The following is a 25,942-nucleotide window of genomic DNA, read 5'->3' as shown; positions in this document are numbered from 1 at the left end:
TTATTTTCTCTTTGCCGCACTGTATTCATGTACAAAACTTGTCAGGCGTTTTAATGTGTCCGGATTTACATCTGGGAATACACCATGCCCCAAATTAAAGATGTGTCCTGGTTCAGCAAGACCTTCATCTAAAATAGCACGCGCTCTTTCTTCGATTACTTCCCAAGGAGCAAGCAAAATGGCAGGATCAAGATTTCCTTGTACTGTTTTCGTAATTCCCATCGCTCTAGCTTCTTTAATCGATAAACGCCAATCTAGGCCCACAACGTCAAGCGGAAGATCATGCCATTCTTTAGCTAAATGGCTGGCGCCAACGCCAAACATAATTAATGGAACATTCTCTTCGCGAAGCTCACTGAAAATCCGCTCCATTACCGGTTTAATAAATAGACGGTAATCAGATACGTTTAAAGCGCCTACCCATGAATCAAAAATTTGGACAGCACGAGCTCCCGCTTTAACTTGTGCACGCACATACGTTACAGTCATTTCTGCTAGCTTATTCATCAGTGCTTGCCATGCTTTTGGTTCCGCATACATAAAAGCTTTTGTTTTGTTGTAGTTTTTAGAAGGGCCGCCTTCAATCATGTAACTGGCAAGTGTAAAAGGCGCACCGGCAAAGCCGATAAGCGGAACATCAAGCTGTTCCTTCGTTAACAAACGAATCGTATCCAGTACATATGGAACATCATTTTCTGGATCAATTTCTCCTAGCTTTTCTACGTCAGCTAAAGAGCGGATTGGATTATCAATGACGGGTCCAATGCCTGATTTAATATCGACATCTACTCCTATAGAAGGAAGCGGTGACATAATGTCTTTATAAAGAATGGCTGCATCAACGTTATATTGATCGACCGGAAGCTTGGTGACATAAGCACACAATTCAGGTTGGTGGGTAATTTCGAAGAGGGAATATTTTTCTTTTAATTTACGATATTCTGGCTGAGAACGGCCTGCTTGCCGCATATACCAAACTGGTGTATATTCTGTCCTTTCCCCTTTTGCCGCTTTTAAAAATGTTTCATTAATTTGTCTCATAGCTGCTGCACATCCACCTTTCATCTTATAAAAATCGATCTATCACTTTATATTCAGTCCGTAAACGGAGATAAGCGACGAATCCTATCTATTTATACGTTTACACTATAGTTCTTTTACGAAGAAAAGTATAGCATGGACTCTTAAATGTCATAAATTCTCCAAAGAAAACAGCTATTTCTCCTCTTTCAAGAGACTTCCTGCCCTTTCTTCTGCTCGTATAGTAGTTTAGAGAGCAGCATCTAAGTGTAAAGTAATATATTATAGAGACAATAACTATTAGTGAATGAGGTGGAGACATGTATATTTTTATTACGACGGGTACATATAACTTCATGAAGACTCTCCAAGAGAAACATGCATCTGAAAAAATTATTTTAATGGAAAATGCAGAGGGGGCTGCCCTTCTACACGAAACGAATAATAAGAAGAGTATTTTTCAATCTCCGCGTAAATACGAGGTAATTGACACCTCTGGGGAATTAGCTGATCACGGCTTCGTTGTGTGCAATAACATCCCTGTGACAGATGAAGGACGCCCTATTTTCGAGTACCGTTTCAAGGGTCGAGCCCGAGCGATCGAAAACACACCGGGATTTATAGCGATCCGTGTACTTCGACCGCTTAACTCAGACACGTATGTCATCTTAACACAGTGGCAAGACCGGGAATCATTCACAAACTGGAAGGACTCTAAAGAGTTCAAACAAGCCCATGAAACGAAAAAGCCAGAAGCAGGTGTCAATCAACAACCGCATATTTTCTCTAGTCCTTCTTATGTGACAACTTATGCAGTTCCTAGTGAGAATGATTAATGGTGCCTCATGATGATAACAAAAAGACAGCCTAAAATCGGTGTAAACCGACTTCAGGCTGTCTTTTTTAGCGAACTGCTTTCGCAGCTTTGTTGCTGGCTCTATAATCGAACGATTTTATCAAGCCGCACTGGTGCATACATTTTAGCAAAAAACAGAGCAAACACAACCCCAGCTGCCAGCACAATGCCCGCTTGACTTATTGAATGGCCTGCCCATGCCGCCAAGCTAAATACAACGGCCTGCAGCAAAAGCAGCTGATTGATCAAACGAAGCAATGAAGCACTTTTTCGTTCAGCGGCTACAGGATATAAAGATACCCATATCTTCGTCTCATGCAGGCGAATCATCGGCAATAGCTGGAATCCGGTTAAATAGATGAACAATAAAGCGATAATGAGCTGCAAGATCGGCTGGCTGCTAAAACCAATAATCAGGGCCGCAATGATGGTAAGCCGAATGTATAGTCCAAAAAATTCATTCATTCGGAAAAAGGTGCGCCGAAATAAGTATGTGTATGTTTCAGCCGGCTGAAAGGAAGCTTTGCCTAGCAGCTTGTCCAGCCATTTTCGCCGCTTTACAGTCCCTCGTAAATGAGGCACATCGGTAAACAAGTTAGCTAGGCGGTAGAAAGCAGCCATCCGCTTTTCCTCTAACTCAACGAGCGTTTCCCATTTCAGTGCCATCTTTCTTGCTGTGTTACGAAAATACATATAATAGGCAACCATAACAACGGCTATAGCGACCGCAAAGAGACTCGATGCTCCTGAAAATATGAAATAAAGAAGCAAAACGTTCAACGCTAATCGGATGCCCCAATCAATTTGTCTGCTCTCTTTTTCTTGTATCTTAAGCACGTGCCAGCGAACATGTAAGTTCCAAACTTTCATAATAGCGGCCAAAAGCAGCCAAAAGAAAAAGATCTTCATCGAACCGCCTTTTACTTGTGTATATAAGGGCATAAATACAGCAAGCGCAGCGATTAGTAAGTAACTTTGAGAAAGGAAGCTTGTCCAGACAGCTTTACGAAAATAAGGAGCCATTTTCTCTTCGAGCGGGAGTAGAAACACTGTATCTGCCCTCATTAAAAATGTATATACAGGACTCCAGGAAAGCAAAGCGCCCAACAAAACAGCCATGACAAGCGGCGCTGGGAATGTCTCATCTAGTGTTTTGATCCAGCCGCTGTAGTAATATAACGCTGCGCCGAGCCCAAACACTAAAACAAATAGCAAATGGTCATTCAGCATATAGCGCAAGTACTTGCGCAGTTCTGCATAATAAGCCGTTATTCGTGATTTCCATAACTCCTCTACTTGTTTCATCGCTCTTCTTCCTTCGTCAATTGAATATAAATATCATCAAGAGAAGAACCCGGCATTTGAAATTGTTCTCTAAGCTCCGCAATGGTTCCCTTCGCCCGAATTTCACCATTATGTAAAATAATAAAGGAATCACAATATTTTTCCGCCGTCGCCAGTATATGGGTTGACATGAGAATACCTGCCCCGTTGTCGCGCGTCGTCTTCATCCATTCAAGCAAAGACTGGATACCGAGCGGATCAAGACCGAGAAACGGTTCGTCGATAATATATAGCGAAGGTTCTGTTAGAAAGGCACTCATGATCATCACCTTCTGCTTCATGCCTTTTGAAAAATGAGCCGGGAACCAGTTCATTTTTGAATCGAGACGAAATTCTTTTAATAATGGGCCAATACGCCGGCTATACTCATCCTCCGTTAACCCATACGCCATCGCCGTTAATTTCATATGTTCTTCTAATGTTAGTTCTTCATATAAAATAGGGGTTTCCGGGATATAAGAGAATTGGCGCCGATATTTTTCCGGGCTATCCTGCAACGTGATGCCATTAATGGAAATCTTCCCTTTTTTCGGTTCCATCAATCCGATAATATGTTTGATCGTTGTACTCTTTCCTGCTCCATTTAAGCCAATTAAACCAACAATGCTTTCCTTGCCAATCGAAAAGGAAATATCATTTAATACCGGTTTGCGGGTATAACCGCCAACCAGTCCCTCTACCGTTAATAAAGACATAAAAAACGCCCTTTCTCATAAAGTCATACATGTATTTTAACAAAATATTCGTAGAATCTCATTGTTAAGAAACCCCTCTCTATACTTGTCTATTTAATAAAGATCGCTTTTATGATAAAATTTTGACAATTATACATAGGAAGGATGAAAAAAATGAGCGACTGTATTTTTTGTAAAATCATTAATGGAGAGATCCCTTCTGCCAAAGTGTATGAAGACGAAGAAGTGTACGCTTTTCTCGATATTAGCCAGGTAACGAAAGGCCATACTTTGCTCATCCCAAAGACCCACAAAAAAGATATTTTTGAGTTTTCCCCGGAAGAAGCAAGCCGCTTATTCCAACGGGTGCCTATTATCGCCCAAGCACTGAAAGCAGCCTATAACCCTGACGGATTAAATATTTTAAACAATAATGGTGAAACAGCCGGACAAACTGTATTCCACTATCATATTCATCTTATTCCACGCTACGGACGTCAAGACGGCTTCCATCCTGTTTTTGAAACACATGACAGTAAATATACAGGAGAAGATCTGCAGCAAATTGCAAAAGAAATTGCCGCTCATCTTTAAAAAGGACTGATGGTTGACTGAATATTCAGCTTCCTTAGTACTATTTCATATGATATACTTATTCTATCTTTTCGCTGGCGGCGATGAGCGCACGTCAGGAAAAGTCAACTCGAGAAGAGATGAGAAGAGGAGAGATGAGAAGTGAATACAAAATCTTTAGTTACCCTATCACTATTAATAGGTATAGGGGCTGTTTTACACACTGTTATGCCAGGATTGTTTCTTGGAATGAAGCCCGACATGATGCTGACGATGATGTTTTTAGGAATTTTGCTGTTCCCGAACGTGAAAAGTGTGCTGCTTGCCGGACTTGTAACTGGAATGATTTCTGGTCTAACAACATCTTTTCCAGGCGGACTGATTCCTAATATGATTGATAAACCAGTTACTGCTTTTGTTTTCTATGGTTTGTTCATTCTATTTGCTAAATATAGCAAAAATGCTATCGGAGCAGCTGTGTTAACGGCTGTTGGCACCATTGTTTCTGGGGTTGTCTTCCTAGGCTCTGCCCTTGTTATCGTAGGCCTTCCAGGACCGTTTGCTGCTTTGTTTGTTACGATTGTGCTGCCTGCTTCGGTTGTAAACGCCGTTGTCATGCTCGTGATCTATCCAATCGTACAATCCGTGCTAAAACGTTCTAGTCTAGCTGAACAAGTGTAAACAGTCCAAAAAGACTCCTTTTAAACAAAGGAGTCTTTTTGGTATATTTCTACCTATACAGCAACAGTACGGCAATAAGTAAAACAAAGCCCCCTGCAATTCCAAGAATACGAGCCCTCTTGATTAAGAGAGGTCTCGACATAGAGATGCCCGGCCTCCATATCGATCGAATGTGATGAATCATACTGATCAAAAGGATAAAGCTCAGGGCAAATAGTCCAAAGATGATGCCTTCCATCTATGCCACTCCTTTAACCAGAATCAATCGTTTGTTTTTGATTACTTAAGGGAACTATAACAAAGCGGGGTCTTTCTACATACTATGCATCTGCCAACTGGCAATGTACCTGTCCCCTATTGAATTAGAGGAATTTTGTTTTTTAACGAGAACATTAATCAGGAGAGGTGAAAAATATGAACGCAAAATCATTATTAATCGGTATGCTTACCGGCACAGCTGTCGGGGCAGCCGCTACTTTATTGAGCACGCCCCTATCAGGTCAAGAAGCAAGACAAAAAGTAAAAGTAGCTCAATCAGCCTTAAAGAGCAATGCACAAGTAATCAAGAAAGAAGCGGAACAAGTAAAGCAAGCTGTTATCCATTTAAAAGACGTTAGCAAGGACAACATTGGAGAAGTAGCAGACGGCTTAAAAGTGAGCGCTGGTATCTGGAAGGAAAGCACAGAGCCGAATATTCAAAAATTGCAGCAGGACGTTGTGGAAGTCCAAAAAACAGTAGAAGACTTGCAAAAGGCATTGCCTGCTCGAAAATAATGGAGAGCCGTCCAAGGCTCTCCATTTTTTTCGAAAATTTAGTTAATTTATGTCTTTATTATTTTTTACTTTATTGGCATAATAATATTAATAGACTCTGTAACTTACTATTCATTAGGAGTGAAAGAATTCGGAAAAGAAGGTGCAAAAATGACAAATCATCAATATTCAATGAAAGAAGCGCTTATTTTTAGCCAAAGAATGGCTCAATTAAGCAAAGCGTTATGGAAAGCAATAGAAAAAGATTGGCAGCGCTGGATCAAGCCTTATGACTTAAATATTAATGAACATCATATTCTATGGATTGCTTATCACCTAAAAGGAGCTTCTATTTCTGATATTGCTAAATTTGGGGTGATGCACGTTTCTACTGCCTTTAACTTTTCAAAAAAATTAGAAGAAAGAGGCTACTTAAGATTTTCTAAAAAAGAAACCGATAAGCGAAACACGTATGTAGAAATTACTGAACAGGGAGAACAGCTTTTACTGGACCTAATGGAAAATTTTGATCCTGCCGCAAATTCTGTCTTTACAGGCAGCGCTCCATTACGTGAACTATTTGGTAAATTTCCTGACCTTATTGAGGTAATGGCCATCGTAAAAAACATTTATGGCGAAGACTTTGTCGACATATTTGAGAAGTCTATGCATAATATTGGTGAAGACCTTGATGAAGAAGATGGAAGATTGCGAAAGAAAAAGATCGAACAAAAAGTTTAATAGCCCTTTTCAACGGAAAAGCGCTTCCTTTCTCTCTCTGGCATCCCTTTTGATTGTCTTGTCGCAAACTTTACTTATTTTTAATAAAAAATGGCTTGATTTTTCTTTGAGCACATCGTAAAGTTGTTAGGCAATAGGACGTCTTAACGTCAAACGGAGGGATGATTCCAATGAAATGCTGGCGTACATTTGATTTTGAAAGGAGATACGGCACGAATAAGATCCTGATCTATTCTCTTTTGCTGACAATGCTGTTCTTTTCCTTCAGCTTTGCTCTCATGCAATCGCTCTTTTCAAAAACTTTGTATTCAGGTTACTTTCATTTTTTTCTGATAGCTTTATTGGCCATTTATCCGCTGCATAAGCTTGTTCATCTTTTACCAATTTTGCATTACTGGCGGCAAATGAAATGCCGATGCAAAATGACTTGTTTTTGTATGCCTATCATTTCGATTAATATAAAACAGCCCGTTCCTAAGAGAACATTTATGGTGAGCCTTCTGCTCCCTTTCTTTACTATTAATCCAGCCTTGCTGATCTGTGGAATGTTGTTTCCTCATTATATTCATTACTTTACGATGCTGACTGCTTTCCATATGGGTATGTGTGCCATTGACCTGCTTTATTTAAAAGCAATGGCTGCTTCTCCAAAATATGCCGTCATTGAGGAGCATGACAGAGGATATGAAATTCTCATCCCGCAATAAAAGAGCTGCATTGTTTTCATGAGTACTTTCGAGATGTAAAGCAGAGACTCCATTCTCTGCTTTTAGCTATTTTTCTATCTTTTTAACACAATTTTTGTTATGTTTATTACATCTGAACAAAAAGGGAGGGGATAGAGTGATCTCCGTTATTATCGTATTTATTATTTTTTCAGCATTAATTCTCTACAATATCAATCGTATGACCAATATTCTTTGCGTTCAAAAAGAGATCCCGGAGGAACGCCACCCTAAAATTTTTCGTACGATTAATATCTACATCACGATTTTGTTGATTTCCTCTTATGTGGAAATTCTTTTTACATAAAAGGAGCCGCTTAAAAGCTGGCTTCTTTTTTTAAATCTAATAAGTTCACCCATCTAAACAACTGGCACATTCTCGCTTTTTTGAATTGAATTTTTTGGCTGCTTCATAAAAATATGATATAGTATGACCTGTACAAAAAATTGAAAAAGCCGTTGCTGCATGAAAGCCGGCTGATAAACCAGGGAGTTGTTTAAGAAATGAAAAAATGGATCCTGTCTGCTTCTTTACTCGCAGGGGCCGTCGGTCTGGCTGGATGCGGCGCCGGGGGAAATGATGATGTGGTTGCTACTTCGAAAGCAGGCGACGTAACACAGCAAGAGCTGTACGATGCAATGAAGGAGAAATACTCTCCACAAATGGAGCAAGCGCTTCAGGAAGTAATGTACAAAAAGGTACTTTCTGATAAATACGAAGTATCCGATAAAGAAGTGAACAAAGAGCTTAAAAAAGCGAAAGAACAGCTAGGCTCGCAATACGAAGCGTTCTTAGCTCAATATAACCTTGACGAAAAAGGGTTCAAAGAATTTTTAAAGCTGGAGCTTTTACGAGAAAAAGCAGCCCTTGCTGATGTAAAAGTAACAGATAAAGAAGTAAAAGCCTACTACGATAACTGGAAAGCCCCAGTAAAAGTGCGTCACATTCTAGTCGAGGATGAAAAGAAAGCCAAGGAAGTAGAGGACAAGCTAGCAAAAGGCGAGAAATTCGCAGACTTAGCTAAAGAATATTCTTCTGACCCGGGCTCCGCACAAAATGGCGGTGAGCTTGGATGGGTCGATAATCAAGGACGTCAACAGTTCGTTCCAGAATTCTCAAAAGCCCTTGATACGTTGAAAAAAGGCGAAGTCAGCAAGCCGATCAAGTCAGAGTATGGTTACCACATTATTGAAGTGACAGACAAAAAAGCGAAAAAACCATTTAAAGAAATGAAAGCTGAAATGACAGAAGAACTGAAGAAATCTAAAGCAGATCCAGAAACGATTCAGAAAAAGTTAGATAAAGAAATGAAAGCGGCCGATGTCGAAGTCAAAGACAAAGACTTAAAAGGTGCTTTCGAAGGCGTATCTGACTCGAGTAAAAAAGAAGAAAAATAAACACCTTAAAAGAGGCTGTCCGATAAGTGGCGATCACTTATCAAACAGCCTCTTTCCTTTTAACTCTTTGCTCTCATTTCTCTTTCTTTCTCCATCCTTTGTATATAAACCTGCCCTTCCTGCTCAATAAATTCCTCATCTATCTTCTTCTCCGCTCTTGATGTTTTAATCGTCATAAATGCGCTAAAAAAAATTCCTGCGACTACTGCATAAATCCATAATGGGATTGTCATTCTAATCTCCTTTCTTATCCGCATTTGTTAAACAGTGTATTCGGAGAAAGAAAAAAACATGCCCAAATTTGGACATGTTAAGAAGAAAAATGCGGCTTATAAAAGGAACGGTTGTCGAGAGCAAATACACGCTCAGAAAACTCACCCGGCTTTGTACGCTCTAGCGCCCGGTCCAGCATATTCATTTTCGCATCAAGATTATCAATATAATGGAGAATTTCTGCCTCTTTGACCATCGGCGGCTTCGGACTTCCCCATTCTGCTTTACCGTGATGAGAAAGTACAATGTGCTTTAAAACAGTGACTTCCTCTCCTTCGATTCCAAGCTCTTCCGCGGCCTTGCCAATTTCATTCACCATGATCGTGATGTGACCAAGCAAATTCCCTTCCACTGTGTAGACAGTCGAAACAGGGCCTGATAGCTCAATCACTTTCCCAAGGTCATGTAAAATAACACCGGCATATAATAAATCACGGTTTAGTGACGGATAAAGGTCAGCAATCGATTTTGCCAACTTGAGCATGCATACTACATGATAGGCTAGACCCGAAACGAACTCATGATGGTTTTTTGTAGCAGCTGGATACTCTAAAAACTCTGTATGGTATTTATTTAATAAAAAGCGGGTAATACGCTGAATATGAGGATTTTGCATTTCAAAAATAAATTGAGTAATGGTATCTGCCATATCCTTCTGACTGATCGGTGCTGTTTCAATAAACTCACTGACCTGCTTTCCATCCTGCGGGCCAGCCGGGCGAATTTGACGGATTTTTAATTGCATACGTCCGCGATAGTTTTGAATTTCTCCCTTCACTTTTACGATCGTCTGTGGCTGGTACTGCTTTTCTGTCTCTTCCTTTGCATCCCAGAGCTTCGCTTCGATATCGCCGCTTTTATCTTGTAAAATAAGCGTTAAATAAGGATTGCCGTTCACCGCTACACTTTTTGTTGCCGATTTAATTAACAAGTAAACCTCTACACTCTGCCCTGCTTCATAATGGGTAATCCCTTGCAACTTGTTCCCCTCCTTATATTGGTTAAATCATTATAACATAACAGTTTTGGGAATCACTTTTCCCATTAGTCTACGGCTAATCAATTGTCCTTTGACAGCTCCAATGCTTTTTTCATATCTTTTAATGAATTAGACTTTCCATACATTAATACGCCGCCTTTGTAAATTCGAGCCCCGATTACTCCAAAAAGCAGAATAGCTGCCACTAAGACCCCAAACCCAAGAACGACTTCCCAGACAGGGATGCTAAGCAGGCTAATACGGACGAATAAAATCATCGGTGTAAAAAACGGCACATACGAAGTAGCTGTAATAAATGGCGATTCTGGATTGCTAAGACCGTACATGGAAATAAAGAAGCCGACCATCACAAGCAGCGTCAGCGGTGTCATCATTTGCTGAACGTCCTCAAGCCTGCTGACGAGCGATCCAAGCAGCGCGGCGATTGTAGCGTACAAGAAATAGCCCAGAATAAACAAAAGAACCGCATATACGATCATTGTGGCGGGAATAGACTTTAACCCAACGGAGCTCACGAGTGACCCTTTCGGCTGATTCGTCATCGTGAAGTAAGCAATCGCAAACCAAATCACTAATTGAGTGAGACCGAGAAGGCCAATGCCGATGATTTTAGCAAACATCTGCTTGACTGGAGACACACTCGAAATCAAAATTTCCATGACCCTTGAAGACTTTTCAATTGCTACGTCAGATGCAATCATATTGGCATACATAATAACTGAAAAATAAATAAAGAACAATAATAGATAGACAAGAATTTGTGCCTGCATTAACTCTTCTTCTGACTTAGCTCCTTTGGCAAGAGCAATCGTATCAAATGTAACGGGCGCATTCCACATTTGGATTTGTTCACTTGTTAACTGGAGCTTCCCCGCTACTTCCATTGTTTTAAGAGCTTGCAGCGCTTGCCGAATGTCAGAAGTAATTTCACTGTTGGCAATATTTTCTGCTTTATAGGTTCCTGCTGGCAGGCCATCTGCCTCCCTTTTTAGCAAGAGATAGCCTTTGTACGTTCCCTTTGTGACTTTCTTCTTCAGCTGATTTTCTGTTTGCTCCGTTTGTACGACGGTCAAATCCTCTGTAATCGCCGCCAACTGCCCTTTAAATGGCTCATACAGCTCCCCCGTTTGATCTACTACTGCAATCTTCATTTCCTTATCTTCATCATCAAAATACGAAAAAATCTTCTCCATGTTACCGGCAATCATAATCACAGCTGCAACGAGCACCGTTGTAATAATAAATGCCTTTGTCTTAAACTTGTTTATGTATGATTGTGAAAGGATCATCCAAAAGTTAGTCATAAGAAGCCCCCGCCTTTTCAATAAAAATGTCGTTCAGTGATGGCTCTTCTAACTCAAATTTTGTTACAAACCCTTTTTCTTGAAGAGCTGAGAAGATGGTTTGAGACGTTTCTTCCTTATCAATTTGCAGCATCATCCCTTCCGCTGTTCTCTTTGTCCGTAAGACCCCTCGTATCTCCTCTAAAAAGCCAAGATCAAAATCAGCTTGTACAAATACATTTTTCCTGCCAAACGAACGCTTAATATCACGAAGTCTGCCATGAACGACCGGTCTGCCCTTGTGCATCATACATAAATTCTCACAAAGCTCTTCCACATGCTCCATTCGATGACTCGAAAAGACAATCGTTGTCCCGCTCTCTTTTAGATCGACAACTGCTTCTTTTAATAATTCCACATTGACAGGATCAAGCCCGCTGAATGGCTCGTCTAAAATAAGCAGCTGCGGTTTGTGGACCACCGAAGAAATAAATTGGATTTTCTGCTGATTTCCTTTTGACAATTCCTCCACTTTCTTTCCCGCATAATCAGGAACGTGAAAGCGTTCTAACCAACGATCCGTTTCAATGGCCGCTTCTTTCTTATCCATCCCTCGCAATCGTGCTAAGTACACAATTTGTTCCTTTACTTTCATTTTCGGATAAAGCCCTCTTTCCTCAGGCAAATAACCGATAAGCGGACTAGATTTGTAATTAATTGGCTGACCATTCCAATGAATCATGCCTTCGTTTGCTTGTAAAATGCCTAAAATCATTCGAAACGTCGTTGTTTTTCCCGCTCCGTTTGCGCCAAGAAACCCAAACAGCTCCCGCTCCGGAATTTGCAAAGACAAGTTATCAACGGCGGTAAATTCGTTGAACCTTTTCGTTACCCTTTCTAAAACAAGCATCTTTTATCACTCCCCCTTTTAAACATACGTACCAATACCTAAAAAGTTCCATAAAATTATTTTGTTATAAAATATTTGGAAAAGTACAATAGTTGTGTAAAATGAATAGTGAATCACCTTTATCAGGGAGGGGAAAAGATGGTTTACAAACTAACGGTCTTTGAAAAAAATGGGGAAAAGTTATTGGATGAATCATTTGAAGCAAAAAATGACGAAGAGGCGAAAGAAAGAGGCCGGCAGCTGCTGCAGCAATATGCATACGAAGATCATACGCACCGCTGCACCTCCCCACTTGGCAAACTCGTTCTATTCCACGTATAAACCGAACAGGCTGACCCAATAGACTGGGTCAGCTTTCTTTACACTTATTGACCTTCGTTTGTCGTTTCTTGCCTGTTCTTCACGTTCGCTGGGCTTTGTTCATCATTTAAAACTTGTTTTTCACGACAATAACTGAACAACAAAAAAGCCGGGAACGCCCGGCTTTTTATGAAAATAACTTATTAAGCTTGTCGATCTTCTTCTCTGTGTATTCTACAAATCGTTCATTGTATGTTTTCGGATCTTTCGGATTAGCGAAGTGTTCAATTTTTCCTGTTTTCCGGTCAATGAACTTGCTTGCGGCTCCACAGCCGATTCCGATAATCGTTTGCACTTCTTCCATAATCATAATATTGTAGATACTTTCTTGACCAGGCTTTGAATAGCCGACATTCTCCAGATTGCCGAGAATGTTTTTCTGACGGTATAAATAATAAGGAACGTACTCATGCTCTGTCGTCCACTGCTCCGCCATGTTCATCATTTTTTCCACTTCTGTTCGGTCAGCTACTTTGTATTTCTCTTTATTTAGTGTCATTTCGGAAGCACGCTTGAATGAAAGCGTGTGGACAGTCAGCGACTCCGGCATCAGCTTTTCCGTTTCAGCGAGGGAGTGAGCAAATTCAGCTGTGCCTTCCCCCGGAAGGCCGATGATTAAATCCATGTTGATATTGTTCATCCCATGCTCTCTTGCCATATGGTATTTCTCAATCGTTTCTTCTACGGTATGATGACGGCCGATTGCTTTTAACGTCTCCTGTGTATAAGATTGAGGATTAATACTAATGCGATCAATGTTCCATTTTTTGAGCACGTTCAGCTTTTCTGGAGTGATCGTATCTGGACGGCCTGCTTCTACTGTAATCTCACGGATGTTCGCTACATCTGGAAATACTTCGTACATAAGCGAATACAATTCGTCCATTTCCTCTGCCGTAATAGCTGTTGGCGTACCGCCTCCATAATAGACGGTGGTAATTGTAATTCCTTTTTCTTTTAACCAGCGTCCAATTTGCTCCATTTCATAATGAAGGCCACTTAAAAAAGAAGCGACTCTTCCTTGCTTCCCTTGAATAGCGTAGGCTGGAAACGTACAGTACGCACACTTTGTTGGGCAAAAGGGAATACCAATATACACACTGACTTCATTTTTGACTTCGTATAAGTCAGGCACCATCGTCAGCTGCCGCTCAAGAATTCGCTCCATTAAATCGATTTTCTCGTCTGTAATCATATATTCTTCCCTAAGCTTCCGTCTTGCCTCTTCTGCTGGTACTTCGGCTTGATGCTGTTTATGAAGCAATTTCGTCGGTCTCATCCCTGTTAGGATGCCCCACTTTTGTGTGATCTTCGTATATTCCTGCAACACATGCAAAAATACGTGAGAAACGATATTCTTTAGTTGTTTAAATTGTTCTTTTTCATCTATAGCCTCGACTGCTTTTTTAAAACTAGCCTCATAGTTTTTGCCGTTGGCTGATAGAACAGCGGCCGCACTCATCATTTCTCCTTCTTTGTTCAAGGAAAAATGAATACTAAGTTCATCATAAGAACTTTCTCCAAGCTGGATTTCCGTCTCTTCAAAAAATAAGTTGGCGATCAATTGTAATGGCCGTATGAATCGTTCATCTTCCAATCCTTTTATATAAATTAACACGCTAATTCACCTTTCTATTTTTCCTCCCTTTAGCATACTGAATCCATTATCCTGTGGTCAAGACAGACTTTATTTAAACAATCCATAAAAAAAAGCGGCACTGTTCTGCCGCTTAATCTAATTTATTCACTTCTTCCTCTGCTGCTCTTCTTTGATGCCTTAGCAATTCTTTAATGACATAAGAAATGCCATCATCTTCTTTTGTTCTTGTTACCCAATCCGCTACCTGCTTAACATTTTCCGGTGCATTCCCCATCACGATCCCTATTCCTGCTTCCCTTACGATTTCCTCATCGTCTTCATCGACTCCAATAACGGCAATTTCTGAACGGTTGATCATCATTCTTTCCGCTAAATATAAAATACTGTTCCACTTTGTGACTCCAAATGAAGTAATTTCAATTTGATCATTTCCTTTTTTAACGAAAGATACTTCATTAAACATATTTTTCAGTGCTTGCCACACTTCATCTCTTTCGCCTGGTTTAAAAAAGGTAATGTGAATAGATAAAGGAGAGATTGGCTCCTCAAATAAATGTTCCGATAAGAAATTAACAAAGTACTGGGAATAAAGAAACTTTTGCGTTCGCTGCCACATGCTGCGCTTGACTAATGTTGCCGGCAGCCTCCCTTTGTTGCTGACAGAAAAATTCTCAGTGGAAAGAGTAATCCGACAATCAAATGATTCGAGAAACTGGACAATCTCGTACGTACACTCTTCATTAACCCGCTGAATATAAATCGGCTTATCCAGTTCAGAAGCGATGTAAGCACCATTGTGAGCGATGATGCAGCTTTCTGGAAGCAAAGATTTTGCCATCTTCTTTACAGTTGGTAATTCACGATTAGAATAAAAACAAACGGTTACTTTTTTCTTGCGGGCGTAGTGAATTGCATCTTTTGTTGACTTGGTGATCCGGCTTTTACTTTGACCAGCGAAGGCATCTATATTAATTGCTAACAAACGGTACGCCATTTCGTCCCCTCCTCATGTTGTCCTTTTTAAAAATTATGAAGAGGAAACAGGCTTTAGAACAAGGCTTTCAAAAGTGACAGCCAAATTGGACTAATTATAAAAAAAGACAAGAAAGAATAAAAGTGCCAAGCACCTCCTGCTAACAGGAGAGCTTGACACTCGCTCTAAACTTCAATATTTAGCCATTTATAGAGCCGTACATTTCTTCTAAAGGCTTCATAATAATCTTATTCATATCGTCTATAACCATGCTCATTCTTTGCTCAGCCTCCATTAACTGCGAGATCAGTCTATGCTGCTGAACGAGTGCCATCGTTTTTTGAGCCTGCTGCACTTCTTCTTCCGTGATATCTTGGCCCATCATTTGCTTCTCCTGCAGTCTCATCTGGACATTACGGAAGTTTTCAAAGATGCCTCTTGCTTCTGCATTAGCATTCACTTCTTCGTACATTTGTTTAAGCGTTCTATATTCTTCACTTTGACGCAATCCCTTTTCTAGCTCATAAGCCAGATCGTATAAATTAGTCGCCATTTTTTTCCTCCTTCATCTTTAACATGCCTTCACTTTATCAAACTATGCAAAAGTTGGCGAGACTTTCCTATAACAACCCGACAATCAGTCCTTGGATAAGCCCGATCGCTCCTCCTAATAGTCCTCCTAAGAGGGTAATCATTTTTAATTCACGACGAGAAATATCCAATACAATTTGCTCAAGCCGTTGAAGTGAAAAATTTTCCACCTGCTCACGAACGATATCGCCAATCCGCAATTTTTGCATAACGGCTGGTATCCGGGATGCAATGATTGATCCTGCTTTTTCCACTAAAGTCGGGATTACTTCTTCCGTAATTTTTTCTTCGAATGGCTGTAAAAAATGAGCTACTGGCTTTTGGAATAAAGAAGGCAAGTCTAACTGGCGCAATACAAGGTTTTTCCCTTTTGCCAGCGCTTTTTCATCAGAAAACTGCTTTAAGACATCCTCCCATTTCCAATCGAGCAGCTTTTCCCATTCTTTTTGAAGAAGGGTATTTAGCAAGTCTTTTGTGCCGGGACTGCTTAAAAATTTAATGATCTCTGGCTGGATTTTCTCTTCTAATGACGTGTTTCCTAAAATCATTTGCAGCATGCTGCCAAGCTTGCCCCATTCAGCTAGGAAATCATCGGTCATTTTTTTAACCCGCCACTTTCCTTCAAATCCGGAAAAATAATCAATCCCCTTTGTTAAAATATAACGAGAGATATCGGGAATTTTATCTTGAGCGGTATCGAGCCATTCAGCGGGAAGTGACTCTCTTACTGTCTGGTGCAGATAAAAGCTCTTAATACGGTTATATTTATTGTCGATCCAACTTTCAATCCAGCGCTCTGTTTTCTGCTCAGCCTCTTTAAATTGAAGCTTTTCAAGAAGTTCAGCTACTGTTTGATCGGCCGCCAGCAGAGGCTTCGCTTCTTTTTGCAGCATGACGGTTACTTCTCGGCGAAAATCCGGTTCGTTTAACTTACGCTCGATGCTTTCTGGCGTAAGCAGATGTTCTTCCACGGTTTTTCCGATTTGGCGGGCAAGCTCTCCTCTTCGTTTAGGAATCAATCCTGGTGTAAATGGAAGCTTCCATTTGCCAATATATTTGGGGTCATATGGGCGAAAAAGCATGCGGATCGCAATCGCATTCGTGATCGCTCCGATAGCTGCTCCGATGATCACCATAAAGATAATTAATGTAAAGAGATTCATGTGCTGTTCACCTGCCATTCATTCATCACCGGTAAAGCCGGCTCTTTCATTATAAGTGGAATTCGCAAAAATTAGCAAATATTGTCGCAGTTAAAGTATGATAAAAAAGAGGTGAAAACAATGCTGCTACATTTCCAGTATAAACCGCTTTATAAGGATAAAAATCTGCCTGGCTGGACGTTTTCTTTTTATTATCAAAAACGCCGTCTATTAGGAAATTATCTAGAAGATGGAACAATTGAGTGGCTTTCTACTATCCCAGAGGAGCCGGACCGCAAACAGCTTGAACAGCAAATTCATGATCTAATGCTTTATCACGTGTATGACAGCTAGTCCAAAATACTGGAATAACTCCTCTCTTTTGCGTGCATATTATGTATAAAGGAGGGGGTACAGTAGTGGATCCAAAACAGAAGGGTCTTTCTTTTTTGCCTGACACGGAATATGAAGGAAAAGACCAAGCTTATATAGATATCGATAGAATGATCAACGAAGGACTATCAAGGGGCACCGTTCATATGAGAGACGAAGCACTTACCTCTAATATCGAGGAAGCTGCTCCTTTTCCAGAAGAGACGCCTCCGAATGAATAAAGCTGTCCTGTGCGTGCCGGAAACCTTCCGTTAACCTTGCAAGGAGTCTGGCACGGTCGTACAGCTTTATCTGCTTTTAACAATCATATTGACTGCTTCTTGAATCGCTTCTTCTGCATTTTGCCCCTTTTCATTTGCCTCCCTTATACAGCTTTCCAAGTTTTTAGCCACAATTAACCCGATAGAGCGATCTACAGCGGAGCGAATAGCGGAAAGCTGTGTGACTACTTCTTTACAGTGCTTGTCATCCTCCATCATTTTTATGACACCTCTTATCTGCCCTTCAATCCGGCTTAGACGATTTTTTATATCACGATTGTATTCCATTATGATTACACCTCATTTTCTCCTGAATATATGCATCCACTTTGACACAGAATATGTATCATCAGTATAGCATATTGGGTCAAAAAACACCTTTCAAACACGAAACAAAACAGGAATAAATTCCCACACAATATTTTTGAATAAACTCTTTGAATCCAAACATACTAGTAATACAAGCAGCAGCCATCATTGGACCTAACCAGAGAGTCTGGACGCAGTAACTGCGGACTGGTGCAAATCCAGAAAGGTCCAGCCAAAATAAAACAACAGGAGATGACAAAACATGGCAAACAACAACAACAACCAACTTTTAGTTGCAGGTGCTCAACAAGCTATCGACCAAATGAAGTATGAAATCGCTTCTGAGTTTGGTGTACAACTTGGTGCAGATTCAACATCTCGTTCTAACGGTTCTGTAGGTGGAGAAATCACTAAGCGTCTTGTAGCAATGGCTCAACAACAAATGAGCGGTTTACAACGATAAGCTAGCTTTACAATTTCATAAAAATGGCTTGAGCCCCTGAATTTTCAGGGGCTCTTCATCTGTTTATAAATTAACCATTTTAGCTGGATCAATCCACTCATCATATTGTTCTGCCGTTAAATAGCCTGTTTCAATCGCTGCCTCTTTCAATGTTAGGCCTTTTTTATGAGCTAGCTTAGCAATTTCAGCTGCTTTCTCATAACCGATATGCGGGTTAAGAGCCGTCACGAGCATTAGCGAGCGTTCCATTAATTGTTTGATGACCTCCTCGTTCGCTTCCAATCCAACAGCACATCTTTCATCAAATGATTGGATGCCATCAGCAAGAAGGCGAGTCGATTGCAAAACGTTATAAATAATGACCGGCTTAAACACATTCAATTCGAAATTTCCTTGGCTGGCAGCAAATCCCACTGTTGCATCATTTCCAAATATTTGTGCTGCTACCATCGTGATAGCCTCACTCTGTGTCGGATTTACTTTTCCTGGCATAATCGAGCTTCCCGGCTCATTGGCTGGGATCGTCAATTCTCCGATACCACTGCGTGGGCCGCTCGCCAGCCAACGCACATCATTCGCGATCTTCATCATATCAGCTGCCAAAGCCTTTAATGCCCCATGAAAATACACAAGTTCATCGTGGCTCGTAAGCGCATGGAATTTATTTGGAGACGATTTAAATGGATATCCGGTTTGTTTTTCAAGCTGCTCAGCCACCTTATCGCCGAAGGAAGGATCGGCGTTAATTCCTGTGCCGACTGCCGTACCGCCAATAGCTAGACTTAGTAAGTATTGTTGTGATTGCTCAATCATTTCCATACTGCGATCAATCATAGCCCGCCACCCTGATATTTCCTGGCCGAGTGTTAGTGGCGTTGCGTCTTGTAAATGTGTCCGGCCAATCTTAATTAAATTCATATATTGTTTTTCTTTTTGCTCAAGTGTTTTCTTAAACTGCAATAGAGCCGGCTTTAGCCGCTTCTCTGTCTCGTGATAGGCAGCGATATGCATAGCCGTTGGAAAGGTGTCGTTCGAACTTTGTGACATATTCACATCGTCGTTCGGATGGATGAAATGATCTTTCCCGGCTATTTCGCTTCCTCTTCTCGCTACAACTTCATTCACGTTCATATTAGACTGCGTACCGCTTCCTGTCTGCCAAACGACGAGTGGAAAATGTTCGTTCCATTTTCCTTCGATTATTTCATCGCATGCACGGACAATCGCTTCTTTTTTTTCATCCGGCAGTTTACCGAGCTGTCCGTTAGCAATCGCCGCTGCTTTCTTTAGTTGAGCAAATGCATGTGTGACTTCGATCGGCATTTTTTCGTTTCCTATTGGAAAATTTTCCTTACTGCGCTGTGTTTGTGCACCCCAATATTTATCTGCTGGTACTTTCATTTCTCCAAGTGTATCTCGTTCCGTTCTAAATTCCATTTTTCTTCCTCCTCATCTCATACTCCTGTATCACTTTTCCCTGTTTATAGGCAAATCATTCCTTTAAACTTTCCGAAATAAACAAAAAACGTGTCTCCTTAGATTGGAGTGTTTTTCAAAAGCATCTTCATCACTTTCAGCGTTCTATCTATTTATCTTAAAATAGGCATGGCTATATGGTTACACTAACTTTATAAATCCGGTAGATTGAAGCGGAAAGCAACAAGCTCCTTCACAAGTAAAATAAAAAAAGACTGCGGCAACTCCGCAGTCTTTTGTCAAATGAATCGTCTTAATTAAATGCCGCTTCCGATTTTTTGTTCGTAGCTGCGGATGTCCTCATCAAGGTTGAGCGTAACCGCGATCTCATCCCAGCCATTTAAAAGCATTTCTTTCCAGTAAGGATCAATGTCGAATTCAGCAGTGAATCCTTTTCGATCTGTAATGTCTTGATCTTTTAAGTTAATGAATAAGCGATAGCCCGGCTCCTGCGCTCTCTCCATAATTCCGTTTACTTCTTCTTCTGTTAAACGAATCGCTAAAATACCATTCTTTACACAGTTGTTATAGAAAATGTCCGCGAAGCTAGGAGCAATGACAACTCTGAAGCCGTAGTCGAGCAGTGCCCACGGAGCATGCTCCCGTGAAGAACCACATCCAAAGTTCTCACCTGCTACTATAATTTCTGCATTTTCATACTGCATCTGATTCATCACAAAGTCTTCTCTCTTATTGCCTTCATCATCAAAACGCCAATGATGAAATAGGAACTGCCCAAAGCCTTGCCGTTCGATCCGCTTTAAAAATTGCTTCGGAATAATTTGATCCGTATCAACATTTACACGGTTGAGAGGGCAGACAATTCCATTAAATTTATTGATTGCTTCCATTCTTCTTCCCCCTTATTGATGAACTTTGGCTAGTTTGCGAACATCCGTGAATTTTCCTGTAACAGCAGCTGCTGCTGCCATCGGCGGGCTCACTAAGTGTGTTTTTGAACCGTTGCCTTGACGTCCTTCAAAGTTACGGTTTGAAGTAGAGGCACAGCGCTTGCCAGAAGGAACGATATCATCATTCATCGCGAGACACATACTGCAGCCCGATTCGCGCCATTCAAAGCCAGCTTCTGTGAAAATCTTATCTAATCCTTCTGCCTCGGCAGCCTGCTTCACTGTTTGTGAACCAGGAACGACGATAGCTGTAATTCCTTCTTGAACTTTTCTTCCTTTCGCTACCTCAGCAGCCGCCCGCAAATCGCTAAGACGAGAGTTTGTACAAGAGCCGATAAATACATAATCTACAGGAATGTCTTCTAGTTTTGTACCGGCCTGAAGATCCATGTAATCTAATGCACGAGCAACGGATTCACGATCGGCCTGCCGCTCAAATTGTTCTGGATTAGGAACAGAAGCACTGATGCCGCTTCCCATAGATGGGTTCGTTCCCCAAGTCACTTGCGGCTCAATTTCTTCACCAGCAATTTCAAGTGTGAGATCATACTCTGCCCCTTCATCTGTAGCGAGAGCCAGCCAGCGTTCTGCCGCTTTTTCAAACTCTTCCCCCTGCGGTGCATAACGACGTCCACGTAAATATTCAACTGTCTTCTCATCCGGGCTAATTAATCCGGCACGAGCTCCGGCTTCAATCGACATATTACAAACCGTCATGCGCTCTTCCATGGATAATTCACGGATCGCTTCGCCTGTATATTCCATAATGTAGCCTGTACCAGCATTGACTCCATATTTTGCAATAACAGCTAAAATTAAGTCTTTAGCCGTTACGCCAAAACCAAGCTTGCCTGTTACTTTGATTTGCAACGTTTTCGGACGAGATTGCCAAAGCGTTTGCGTGGCAAGCACATGCTCTACTTCACTTGTTCCAATCCCAAAGGATAAGGCGCCAAAAGCTCCGTGTGTAGAAGTATGGCTATCTCCGCATACGATTGTTTTTCCCGGCTGTGTTAAACCAAGCTCTGGACCAATAACGTGTACAATCCCTTGATCTGGATGATTAATATCGGCTAATTCAATGCCAAATTCCTTACAGTTTTGCTCAAGTGTAATCATTTGTTTTTTGGAAATTGGATCATTGATAATGTGGCGATCGATCGTTGGTACGTTGTGATCCATCGTAGCATATGTTAAATCCGGACGGCGCACTTTGCGGTTATTCATACGCAGGCCTTCAAATGCTTGCGGAGAGGTAACTTCGTGTACTAAGTGAAGATCAATGTACAAAAGATCCGGTTTTCCCTCTTCTCTGTGTACTACATGCTGTTCCCATATCTTTTCAATAATTGTTTTTGGTGCCATACAACAGCCCCCCCACTGTTTTTTTGAAGACTCTCTGATACTTGGTTGTTGATTTTAGGATCAACTATAAAAAACAACCTTCATCTTTAAAAGAGCCTTTTTGAAAAAAGAGGGATTCCGATCTCCTAGTGGAAAAAACGGAATCCTCCTCAATAATGTCCCTTGGTTTTCACCTTACATATAAGCGCCCATAATAGAAGAAATAGCTGAGCCTTCTTCTACATGCTGAACAATGATATTAATCATTTGTTCTGTACCGACAACCGTACTTCCGACAGATTGAAGATCAGAGGTCCGATAACCAGCATTCAATACTTCCTGAACGGCTTGTTCAATGGACTCTGCTTCTTCTCGTAAATTAAAGGAATATTTCAGCATTAAGGCTGCTGACAAAATCATCGCCATTGGATTCGCTTTATTAAAACCAGCAATATCCGGTGCTGAACCATGGACCGGCTCGTATAATCCAAATCCATCTTCTGTCAAGCTCGCTGATGGCAGCATGCCAAGTGAACCTGTAATCATGGATGCTTCATCGCTTAAAATATCGCCAAATAAATTTTCTGTTACAACGACGTCAAAATCTTTTGGACGGCTGATTAGCTTCATTGCCGCAGCATCTACATACATATGCTCTACTTCTACCTGCGGATATAGAGACGCTTTTTCACTCACGATCTCACGCCACATCCGGCTTGATTCCAATACGTTGGCTTTATCGACAGAAGTGAGCTTCTTATTACGAATAAGAGCAAGCTCAAATGCTTTTTCGACAATCCGCTCAATTTCTTTTCTCGTATATTGGAGCGTATCAACAACGGATTCTTGATTTTCTCCTCTGCGTTCACTCGGCTTTCCAAAGTACAAACCGCCAGTTAGTTCACGCACAATCATTAAATTCACATTTTCTGCAATTTCGGGCTTGAGTGGCGAAGAGTGCAGCAAGCTGTGAAAGCCGATAACTGGACGGAGGTTGGCAAATAAGCCGAGTTCTTTACGAATAGCTAGCAATCCACGTTCCGGGCGGATGTGGGAAGGAAGATTATCCCACTTTGGTCCGCCTACTGCTCCTAGAAAAACGGCGTCACTTTGCTTACAAAGCTCCAGCGTTTCATTTGGGAGAGGATTATTTGACTCATCAATGGCTGCTCCACCAATGTTCGCGTATTCGAATTCAAATTCATGGCCAAATCGTTGTCCAACTGCTTCCAATACAGCAGTAGCTCCTTTTACTACTTCCCGGCCGACTCCGTCTCCAGGCAATACTGCAATATTCTTTTTCACGTTAACCCCTCCATTACATCAAATGTGTACTTTCTGTATTTCTGACTGTTGTGCTCCTAACGTTAACACCCGATTAACCGCATTTAGGTAAGCGCGGGCAGAAGCTTCAAGAACGTCCTGTGCTGTACCACGGCCACTTGTTTCGATGCCTTTATGCTTGATTCGAACGTATACTTCAGCAAGAGCATCACGGCCGCCGCTGACTGAATTAATTTTGTAATCATGCAGCTTAACCGGCTCATCCAACAACCGTTCAAGTGTGTTATAGATCGCCTCAACACTTCCTGAACCAGTAGCCGCTTCTGTCACTTGTGTACCGTCTGGAAGCGTAGCAGAAATCGTAGCTGTTGGAATGTTTTCTGTGCCATATTGAACTTGAATGCTGTTCAACTCATAGTGGCTGACATCCACTGCTTCTGTTTGCTTATCAGCAAGGATGGAGAAAAGATCTTCATCCATGATTTCTTTCTTCTTGTCGGCCAAGTCTTTAAATGCCTTGAATGCTTCGTTTAATTTTTCTTCTGTTAAATCAAAGCCCAGTTCAATTGCTTTATTTTTGAAAGCATGGCGGCCAGAAAGCTTGCCTAGAACGAGTCTATTAGACTTCACACCAATGAGCTCTGGTGTAATAATTTCATAAGTCGTCTTCTCTTTCAGTACGCCATCCTGATGGATGCCTGATTCATGGGCAAAAGCGTTATCGCCAATGACCGCTTTGTTTGCCGGAACAATCATGCCTGTTAATTTAGATACGAGGCTGCTCGTACGCTTAATTTCATTCAACTTCAAGTTAGTCGTTGCACCGTAAAAATCATTACGGATATGAAGAGCAACAGCTACTTCTTCAAGCGCCACGTTACCAGCACGTTCGCCGATCCCATTAATCGTCCCTTCTACCTGACCGGCGCCTCCTTCGATTGCTGCCAATGAGTTCGCTGTTGCCATGCCAAGATCATCATGGCAATGAGCGGACAAAATAGCTTTATCGATATTAGGTACATTGTTTCTTAAATACATAAACAATTCTTTAATTTCCTTCGGTGTAATGTAGCCGACCGTATCTGGAATATTGATAATCGTTGCTCCAGCATCGATGGCCGCTTCTGTTACACGAGCTAAAAATTCAGGCTCTGTCCGGCAGGCATCCTCTGCTGAGAACTGCACTTTTGAAAACTTTGTTTTCGCATATTTAACAGCTGCTACGGCTCTTTCAACGACTTCATCTTTTGACATCTTCAGCTTATATTCACGGTGAATAGGTGAAGTAGCTAAGAATACATGGATACGTGGCTCTGCCGATTCTTTTAATGCTTCCCAGGCTGCATCAATATCTTTTTGATGAGAGCGGGCAAGACCGGTAACGGAACTGTTTTTCACAGTATTAGCAATGAGCCTAACTGCTTCAAGGTCTCCTTTTGAAGCGGCTGGAAAGCCCGCTTCAATAACATCGACCCCGAGTCTTTCCAGCTGCTTAGCAATCTCTAACTTTTCAAGAGTGTTTAAGTTAACGCCTGCTGTCTGTTCGCCATCTCTTAACGTTGTGTCAAAGATCTCAACCTTTCGCACCGGCTGACACTTCCTTTTTAGATTGTTTTTTTACGAATGGCATCATAGCACGAAGCTCTCTTCCTACCACTTCGATTGGATGTTTGCTTTCACTTGCATTGATAGCTGTAAATTCAGGACGGTTCAATTGGTTTTCAAGCAACCAGCCTTTTGCAAATTTACCAGTTTGAATGTCTTTCAATACTTCTCCCATACGAGCTTTTGTTTCAGCTGTAATAACGCGTGGACCTGATACAAAGTCACCCCATTGTGCTGTATCTGAGATAGAATATCTCATTCCTTCTAATCCGCCTTCATACATTAAGTCAACGATTAATTTAAGTTCATGTAAACACTCAAAGTAAGCAACTTCTGGCTGATAGCCCGCTTCAGTTAATGTTTCAAATCCAGCTTTTACAAGAGCAGATACGCCACCGCAAAGAACCGCTTGCTCACCGAATAGGTCTGTTTCTGTTTCTTCTTGGAATGTAGTTTCTAATACACCTGCACGAGCAGATCCGATACCTTTTGCATACGCAAGAGCGATATCTTTTGCTTGGCCTGTAACATCTTGGTAGATAGCGATTAATCCTGGTACACCTGCTCCTTCTTCGTATGTGCGGCGTACTAAATGGCCAGGACCTTTAGGTGCAGCAAGGAATACGTCAACATCTGCTGGTGGAACGATCTGATTGAAGTGAACATTGAAGCCATGAGCAAATGCTAATGCTTTGCCTGCTTTTAATTCAGGTTCAATTTCATTTTTGTAAACAGCTGTTTGGTATTCGTCCGGAAGAAGAATCATAATTAAATCTGCTTCAGCGCTTGCTTCACGAACTGACTTTACATCAAAGCCGTCTTTTTCTGCTTGATCCCAAGACTTTCCTGGTCTTAAGCCAACTACTACATCTACGCCGCTTTCACGTAAGTTTTGTGCATGAGCGTGACCTTGTGAGCCGTACCCAATGATTGCTACCTTCTTATTTGCTAAAACTGCCTCGTTGATATCTCCGTTATAATATACTTTTGCCATTTTTCA

At 41.3% G+C, this 25,942-nt stretch carries 30 protein-coding genes; 12 read left to right on the top strand and 18 right to left on the bottom strand.

All coding sequences use genetic code 11. The annotated features are described in order from the left end of the window. Positions 1 to 1,041 carry a uroporphyrinogen decarboxylase gene (gene hemE / locus AC623_RS03590; protein WP_049660639.1) on the bottom strand — a complete coding sequence of 347 codons (1,041 nt, stop codon included), beginning with the start codon at positions 1,039 to 1,041 and terminating at the stop codon, positions 1 to 3. A gap of 299 nt (positions 1,042 to 1,340) precedes the next feature. Here hemE and AC623_RS03585 point away from each other — a divergent pair, with 299 nt between their 5' ends. Then, on the top strand, positions 1,341 to 1,856 hold the full coding sequence (locus AC623_RS03585; RefSeq protein ID WP_049660637.1) for an antibiotic biosynthesis monooxygenase family protein: 516 nt from the start codon (positions 1,341 to 1,343) through the stop codon (positions 1,854 to 1,856). Positions 1,857 to 1,957: 101 nt separating this feature from the next. Here AC623_RS03585 and AC623_RS03580 read toward each other — a convergent pair whose 3' ends face one another. Together AC623_RS03580 and AC623_RS03575 are read right to left on the bottom strand one after the other, a co-directional pair. Then, positions 1,958 to 3,181, bottom strand: coding sequence for an ABC transporter permease (locus AC623_RS03580; protein ID WP_049660635.1), 1,224 nt, complete (start codon positions 3,179 to 3,181; stop codon positions 1,958 to 1,960). After that, complete coding sequence (locus AC623_RS03575; protein ID WP_049660633.1) at positions 3,178 to 3,915, bottom strand: ABC transporter ATP-binding protein; 738 nt, start codon at positions 3,913 to 3,915, stop codon at positions 3,178 to 3,180. The genes AC623_RS03580 and AC623_RS03575 overlap by 4 nt, the downstream gene beginning before the upstream one ends. A 153-nt stretch (positions 3,916 to 4,068) precedes the next feature. On the opposite strand from AC623_RS03575, the gene AC623_RS03570 reads away from it, so the two are divergent. From AC623_RS03570 to AC623_RS03535, 7 genes are all read left to right on the top strand, one after another. Continuing rightward, on the top strand, positions 4,069 to 4,488 hold the full coding sequence (locus AC623_RS03570) for an HIT family protein (RefSeq protein ID WP_049660631.1): 420 nt from the start codon (positions 4,069 to 4,071) through the stop codon (positions 4,486 to 4,488). A gap of 141 nt (positions 4,489 to 4,629) precedes the next feature. After that, the gene (locus tag AC623_RS03565; RefSeq protein ID WP_049660628.1) at positions 4,630 to 5,148 is read left to right on the top strand and encodes a tryptophan transporter; all 519 of its coding nucleotides are present in this window, start codon (positions 4,630 to 4,632) and stop codon (positions 5,146 to 5,148) included. Positions 5,149 to 5,562: 414 nt separating this feature from the next. Continuing rightward, complete coding sequence (locus AC623_RS03555) at positions 5,563 to 5,922, top strand: YtxH domain-containing protein (RefSeq protein WP_049660624.1); 360 nt, start codon at positions 5,563 to 5,565, stop codon at positions 5,920 to 5,922. Between the two features lie 150 nt (positions 5,923 to 6,072). Then, on the top strand, positions 6,073 to 6,642 hold the full coding sequence (locus AC623_RS03550; RefSeq protein WP_049660621.1) for an HTH-type transcriptional regulator Hpr: 570 nt from the start codon (positions 6,073 to 6,075) through the stop codon (positions 6,640 to 6,642). A gap of 170 nt (positions 6,643 to 6,812) precedes the next feature. Then, complete coding sequence (locus tag AC623_RS03545; RefSeq protein WP_049660619.1) at positions 6,813 to 7,349, top strand: DUF3267 domain-containing protein; 537 nt, start codon at positions 6,813 to 6,815, stop codon at positions 7,347 to 7,349. Between the two features lie 139 nt (positions 7,350 to 7,488). After that, positions 7,489 to 7,674 carry a hypothetical protein gene (locus AC623_RS03540; RefSeq protein WP_041100212.1) on the top strand — a complete coding sequence of 62 codons (186 nt, stop codon included), beginning with the start codon at positions 7,489 to 7,491 and terminating at the stop codon, positions 7,672 to 7,674. A 197-nt stretch (positions 7,675 to 7,871) separates the two neighbouring features. Then, positions 7,872 to 8,765, top strand: coding sequence for a peptidylprolyl isomerase (locus tag AC623_RS03535; RefSeq protein WP_049660616.1), 894 nt, complete (start codon positions 7,872 to 7,874; stop codon positions 8,763 to 8,765). A gap of 59 nt (positions 8,766 to 8,824) precedes the next feature. Here the strand turns inward: AC623_RS03535 and AC623_RS03530 are convergent, their stop codons facing one another. From AC623_RS03530 to AC623_RS03515, 4 genes are all read right to left on the bottom strand, one after another. Then, the gene (locus AC623_RS03530; protein ID WP_049660615.1) at positions 8,825 to 8,998 is read right to left on the bottom strand and encodes a sporulation YhaL family protein; all 174 of its coding nucleotides are present in this window, start codon (positions 8,996 to 8,998) and stop codon (positions 8,825 to 8,827) included. Between the two features lie 77 nt (positions 8,999 to 9,075). After that, positions 9,076 to 10,017: a 3'-5' exoribonuclease YhaM gene (yhaM, locus tag AC623_RS03525; protein WP_049660613.1), complete on the bottom strand. Its 942-nt coding sequence runs from the start codon at positions 10,015 to 10,017 to the stop codon at positions 9,076 to 9,078. 80 nt (positions 10,018 to 10,097) lie between these two features. After that, positions 10,098 to 11,342 carry an ABC transporter permease gene (locus AC623_RS03520; RefSeq protein WP_049660612.1) on the bottom strand — a complete coding sequence of 415 codons (1,245 nt, stop codon included), beginning with the start codon at positions 11,340 to 11,342 and terminating at the stop codon, positions 10,098 to 10,100. Then, the gene (locus AC623_RS03515) at positions 11,335 to 12,231 is read right to left on the bottom strand and encodes an ABC transporter ATP-binding protein (protein WP_049660610.1); all 897 of its coding nucleotides are present in this window, start codon (positions 12,229 to 12,231) and stop codon (positions 11,335 to 11,337) included. Before AC623_RS03515 ends, AC623_RS03520 begins: the two co-directional genes overlap by 8 nt. A gap of 138 nt (positions 12,232 to 12,369) precedes the next feature. Between AC623_RS03515 and AC623_RS03510 the strand changes: the two genes are divergently transcribed. Beyond that, the gene (locus AC623_RS03510) at positions 12,370 to 12,552 is read left to right on the top strand and encodes a YhzD family protein (RefSeq protein WP_049660608.1); all 183 of its coding nucleotides are present in this window, start codon (positions 12,370 to 12,372) and stop codon (positions 12,550 to 12,552) included. A 166-nt stretch (positions 12,553 to 12,718) separates the two neighbouring features. Here the strand turns inward: AC623_RS03510 and AC623_RS03505 are convergent, their stop codons facing one another. The 4 genes from AC623_RS03505 to AC623_RS03490 all read right to left on the bottom strand — a co-directional run bounded on the left by AC623_RS03505 (position 12,719) and on the right by AC623_RS03490 (position 16,918). Then, a complete protein-coding gene (locus tag AC623_RS03505) occupies positions 12,719 to 14,209 on the bottom strand; it encodes a coproporphyrinogen III oxidase (protein WP_049660605.1) in 1,491 nt (496 codons plus the stop codon). A gap of 112 nt (positions 14,210 to 14,321) precedes the next feature. Beyond that, entirely contained in the window at positions 14,322 to 15,185 is an 864-nt protein-coding gene (locus AC623_RS03500; RefSeq protein WP_049660601.1) for an HAD hydrolase family protein, read from the bottom strand. 178 nt (positions 15,186 to 15,363) lie between these two features. Next, entirely contained in the window at positions 15,364 to 15,717 is a 354-nt protein-coding gene (locus tag AC623_RS03495; RefSeq protein WP_049660600.1) for a YlbF family regulator, read from the bottom strand. 67 nt (positions 15,718 to 15,784) lie between these two features. Beyond that, the gene (locus AC623_RS03490) at positions 15,785 to 16,918 is read right to left on the bottom strand and encodes a DUF445 domain-containing protein (protein ID WP_197090937.1); all 1,134 of its coding nucleotides are present in this window, start codon (positions 16,916 to 16,918) and stop codon (positions 15,785 to 15,787) included. Between the two features lie 120 nt (positions 16,919 to 17,038). Between AC623_RS03490 and AC623_RS03485 the strand changes: the two genes are divergently transcribed. Both AC623_RS03485 and AC623_RS03480 read left to right on the top strand, forming a co-directional pair. Further along, a complete protein-coding gene (locus AC623_RS03485) occupies positions 17,039 to 17,251 on the top strand; it encodes a YheE family protein (protein ID WP_049660592.1) in 213 nt (70 codons plus the stop codon). Between the two features lie 65 nt (positions 17,252 to 17,316). Then, the gene (locus AC623_RS03480) at positions 17,317 to 17,511 is read left to right on the top strand and encodes a hypothetical protein (protein ID WP_049660590.1); all 195 of its coding nucleotides are present in this window, start codon (positions 17,317 to 17,319) and stop codon (positions 17,509 to 17,511) included. 66 nt (positions 17,512 to 17,577) lie between these two features. Here the strand turns inward: AC623_RS03480 and AC623_RS03475 are convergent, their stop codons facing one another. Further along, positions 17,578 to 17,838 carry a metal-sensitive transcriptional regulator gene (locus AC623_RS03475; RefSeq protein WP_049660588.1) on the bottom strand — a complete coding sequence of 87 codons (261 nt, stop codon included), beginning with the start codon at positions 17,836 to 17,838 and terminating at the stop codon, positions 17,578 to 17,580. Positions 17,839 to 18,121: 283 nt separating this feature from the next. Here AC623_RS03475 and AC623_RS03470 point away from each other — a divergent pair, with 283 nt between their 5' ends. Next, positions 18,122 to 18,322, top strand: coding sequence for an alpha/beta-type small acid-soluble spore protein (locus tag AC623_RS03470; RefSeq protein ID WP_049660584.1), 201 nt, complete (start codon positions 18,122 to 18,124; stop codon positions 18,320 to 18,322). 63 nt (positions 18,323 to 18,385) lie between these two features. Here the strand turns inward: AC623_RS03470 and fumC are convergent, their stop codons facing one another. The 6 genes from fumC to ilvC all read right to left on the bottom strand — a co-directional run bounded on the left by fumC (position 18,386) and on the right by ilvC (position 25,936). Continuing rightward, complete coding sequence (gene fumC / locus AC623_RS03465; protein WP_049660583.1) at positions 18,386 to 19,759, bottom strand: class II fumarate hydratase; 1,374 nt, start codon at positions 19,757 to 19,759, stop codon at positions 18,386 to 18,388. Positions 19,760 to 20,055: 296 nt separating this feature from the next. Continuing rightward, on the bottom strand, positions 20,056 to 20,649 hold the full coding sequence (leuD, locus tag AC623_RS03460) for a 3-isopropylmalate dehydratase small subunit (RefSeq protein WP_049660580.1): 594 nt from the start codon (positions 20,647 to 20,649) through the stop codon (positions 20,056 to 20,058). Between the two features lie 12 nt (positions 20,650 to 20,661). Continuing rightward, positions 20,662 to 22,074: a 3-isopropylmalate dehydratase large subunit gene (gene leuC, locus AC623_RS03455; protein WP_049660578.1), complete on the bottom strand. Its 1,413-nt coding sequence runs from the start codon at positions 22,072 to 22,074 to the stop codon at positions 20,662 to 20,664. A gap of 174 nt (positions 22,075 to 22,248) precedes the next feature. Then, on the bottom strand, positions 22,249 to 23,358 hold the full coding sequence (gene leuB / locus AC623_RS03450; protein ID WP_049660575.1) for a 3-isopropylmalate dehydrogenase: 1,110 nt from the start codon (positions 23,356 to 23,358) through the stop codon (positions 22,249 to 22,251). Positions 23,359 to 23,376: 18 nt separating this feature from the next. After that, a complete protein-coding gene (locus AC623_RS03445; RefSeq protein ID WP_049660573.1) occupies positions 23,377 to 24,924 on the bottom strand; it encodes a 2-isopropylmalate synthase in 1,548 nt (515 codons plus the stop codon). Beyond that, a complete protein-coding gene (gene ilvC / locus AC623_RS03440) occupies positions 24,911 to 25,936 on the bottom strand; it encodes a ketol-acid reductoisomerase (RefSeq protein ID WP_049660571.1) in 1,026 nt (341 codons plus the stop codon). The genes AC623_RS03445 and ilvC overlap by 14 nt, the downstream gene beginning before the upstream one ends. Positions 25,937 to 25,942: the final 6 nt, after the last annotated feature.

Origin of the sequence: Bacillus sp. FJAT-27231, assembly GCF_001183975.1 — a bacterium.
In the GTDB taxonomy this organism is placed as follows: Bacteria; Bacillota; Bacilli; order Bacillales; family Domibacillaceae; genus Pseudobacillus; species Pseudobacillus wudalianchiensis.
This window is presented reverse-complemented; position numbering and strand designations above follow the sequence as displayed.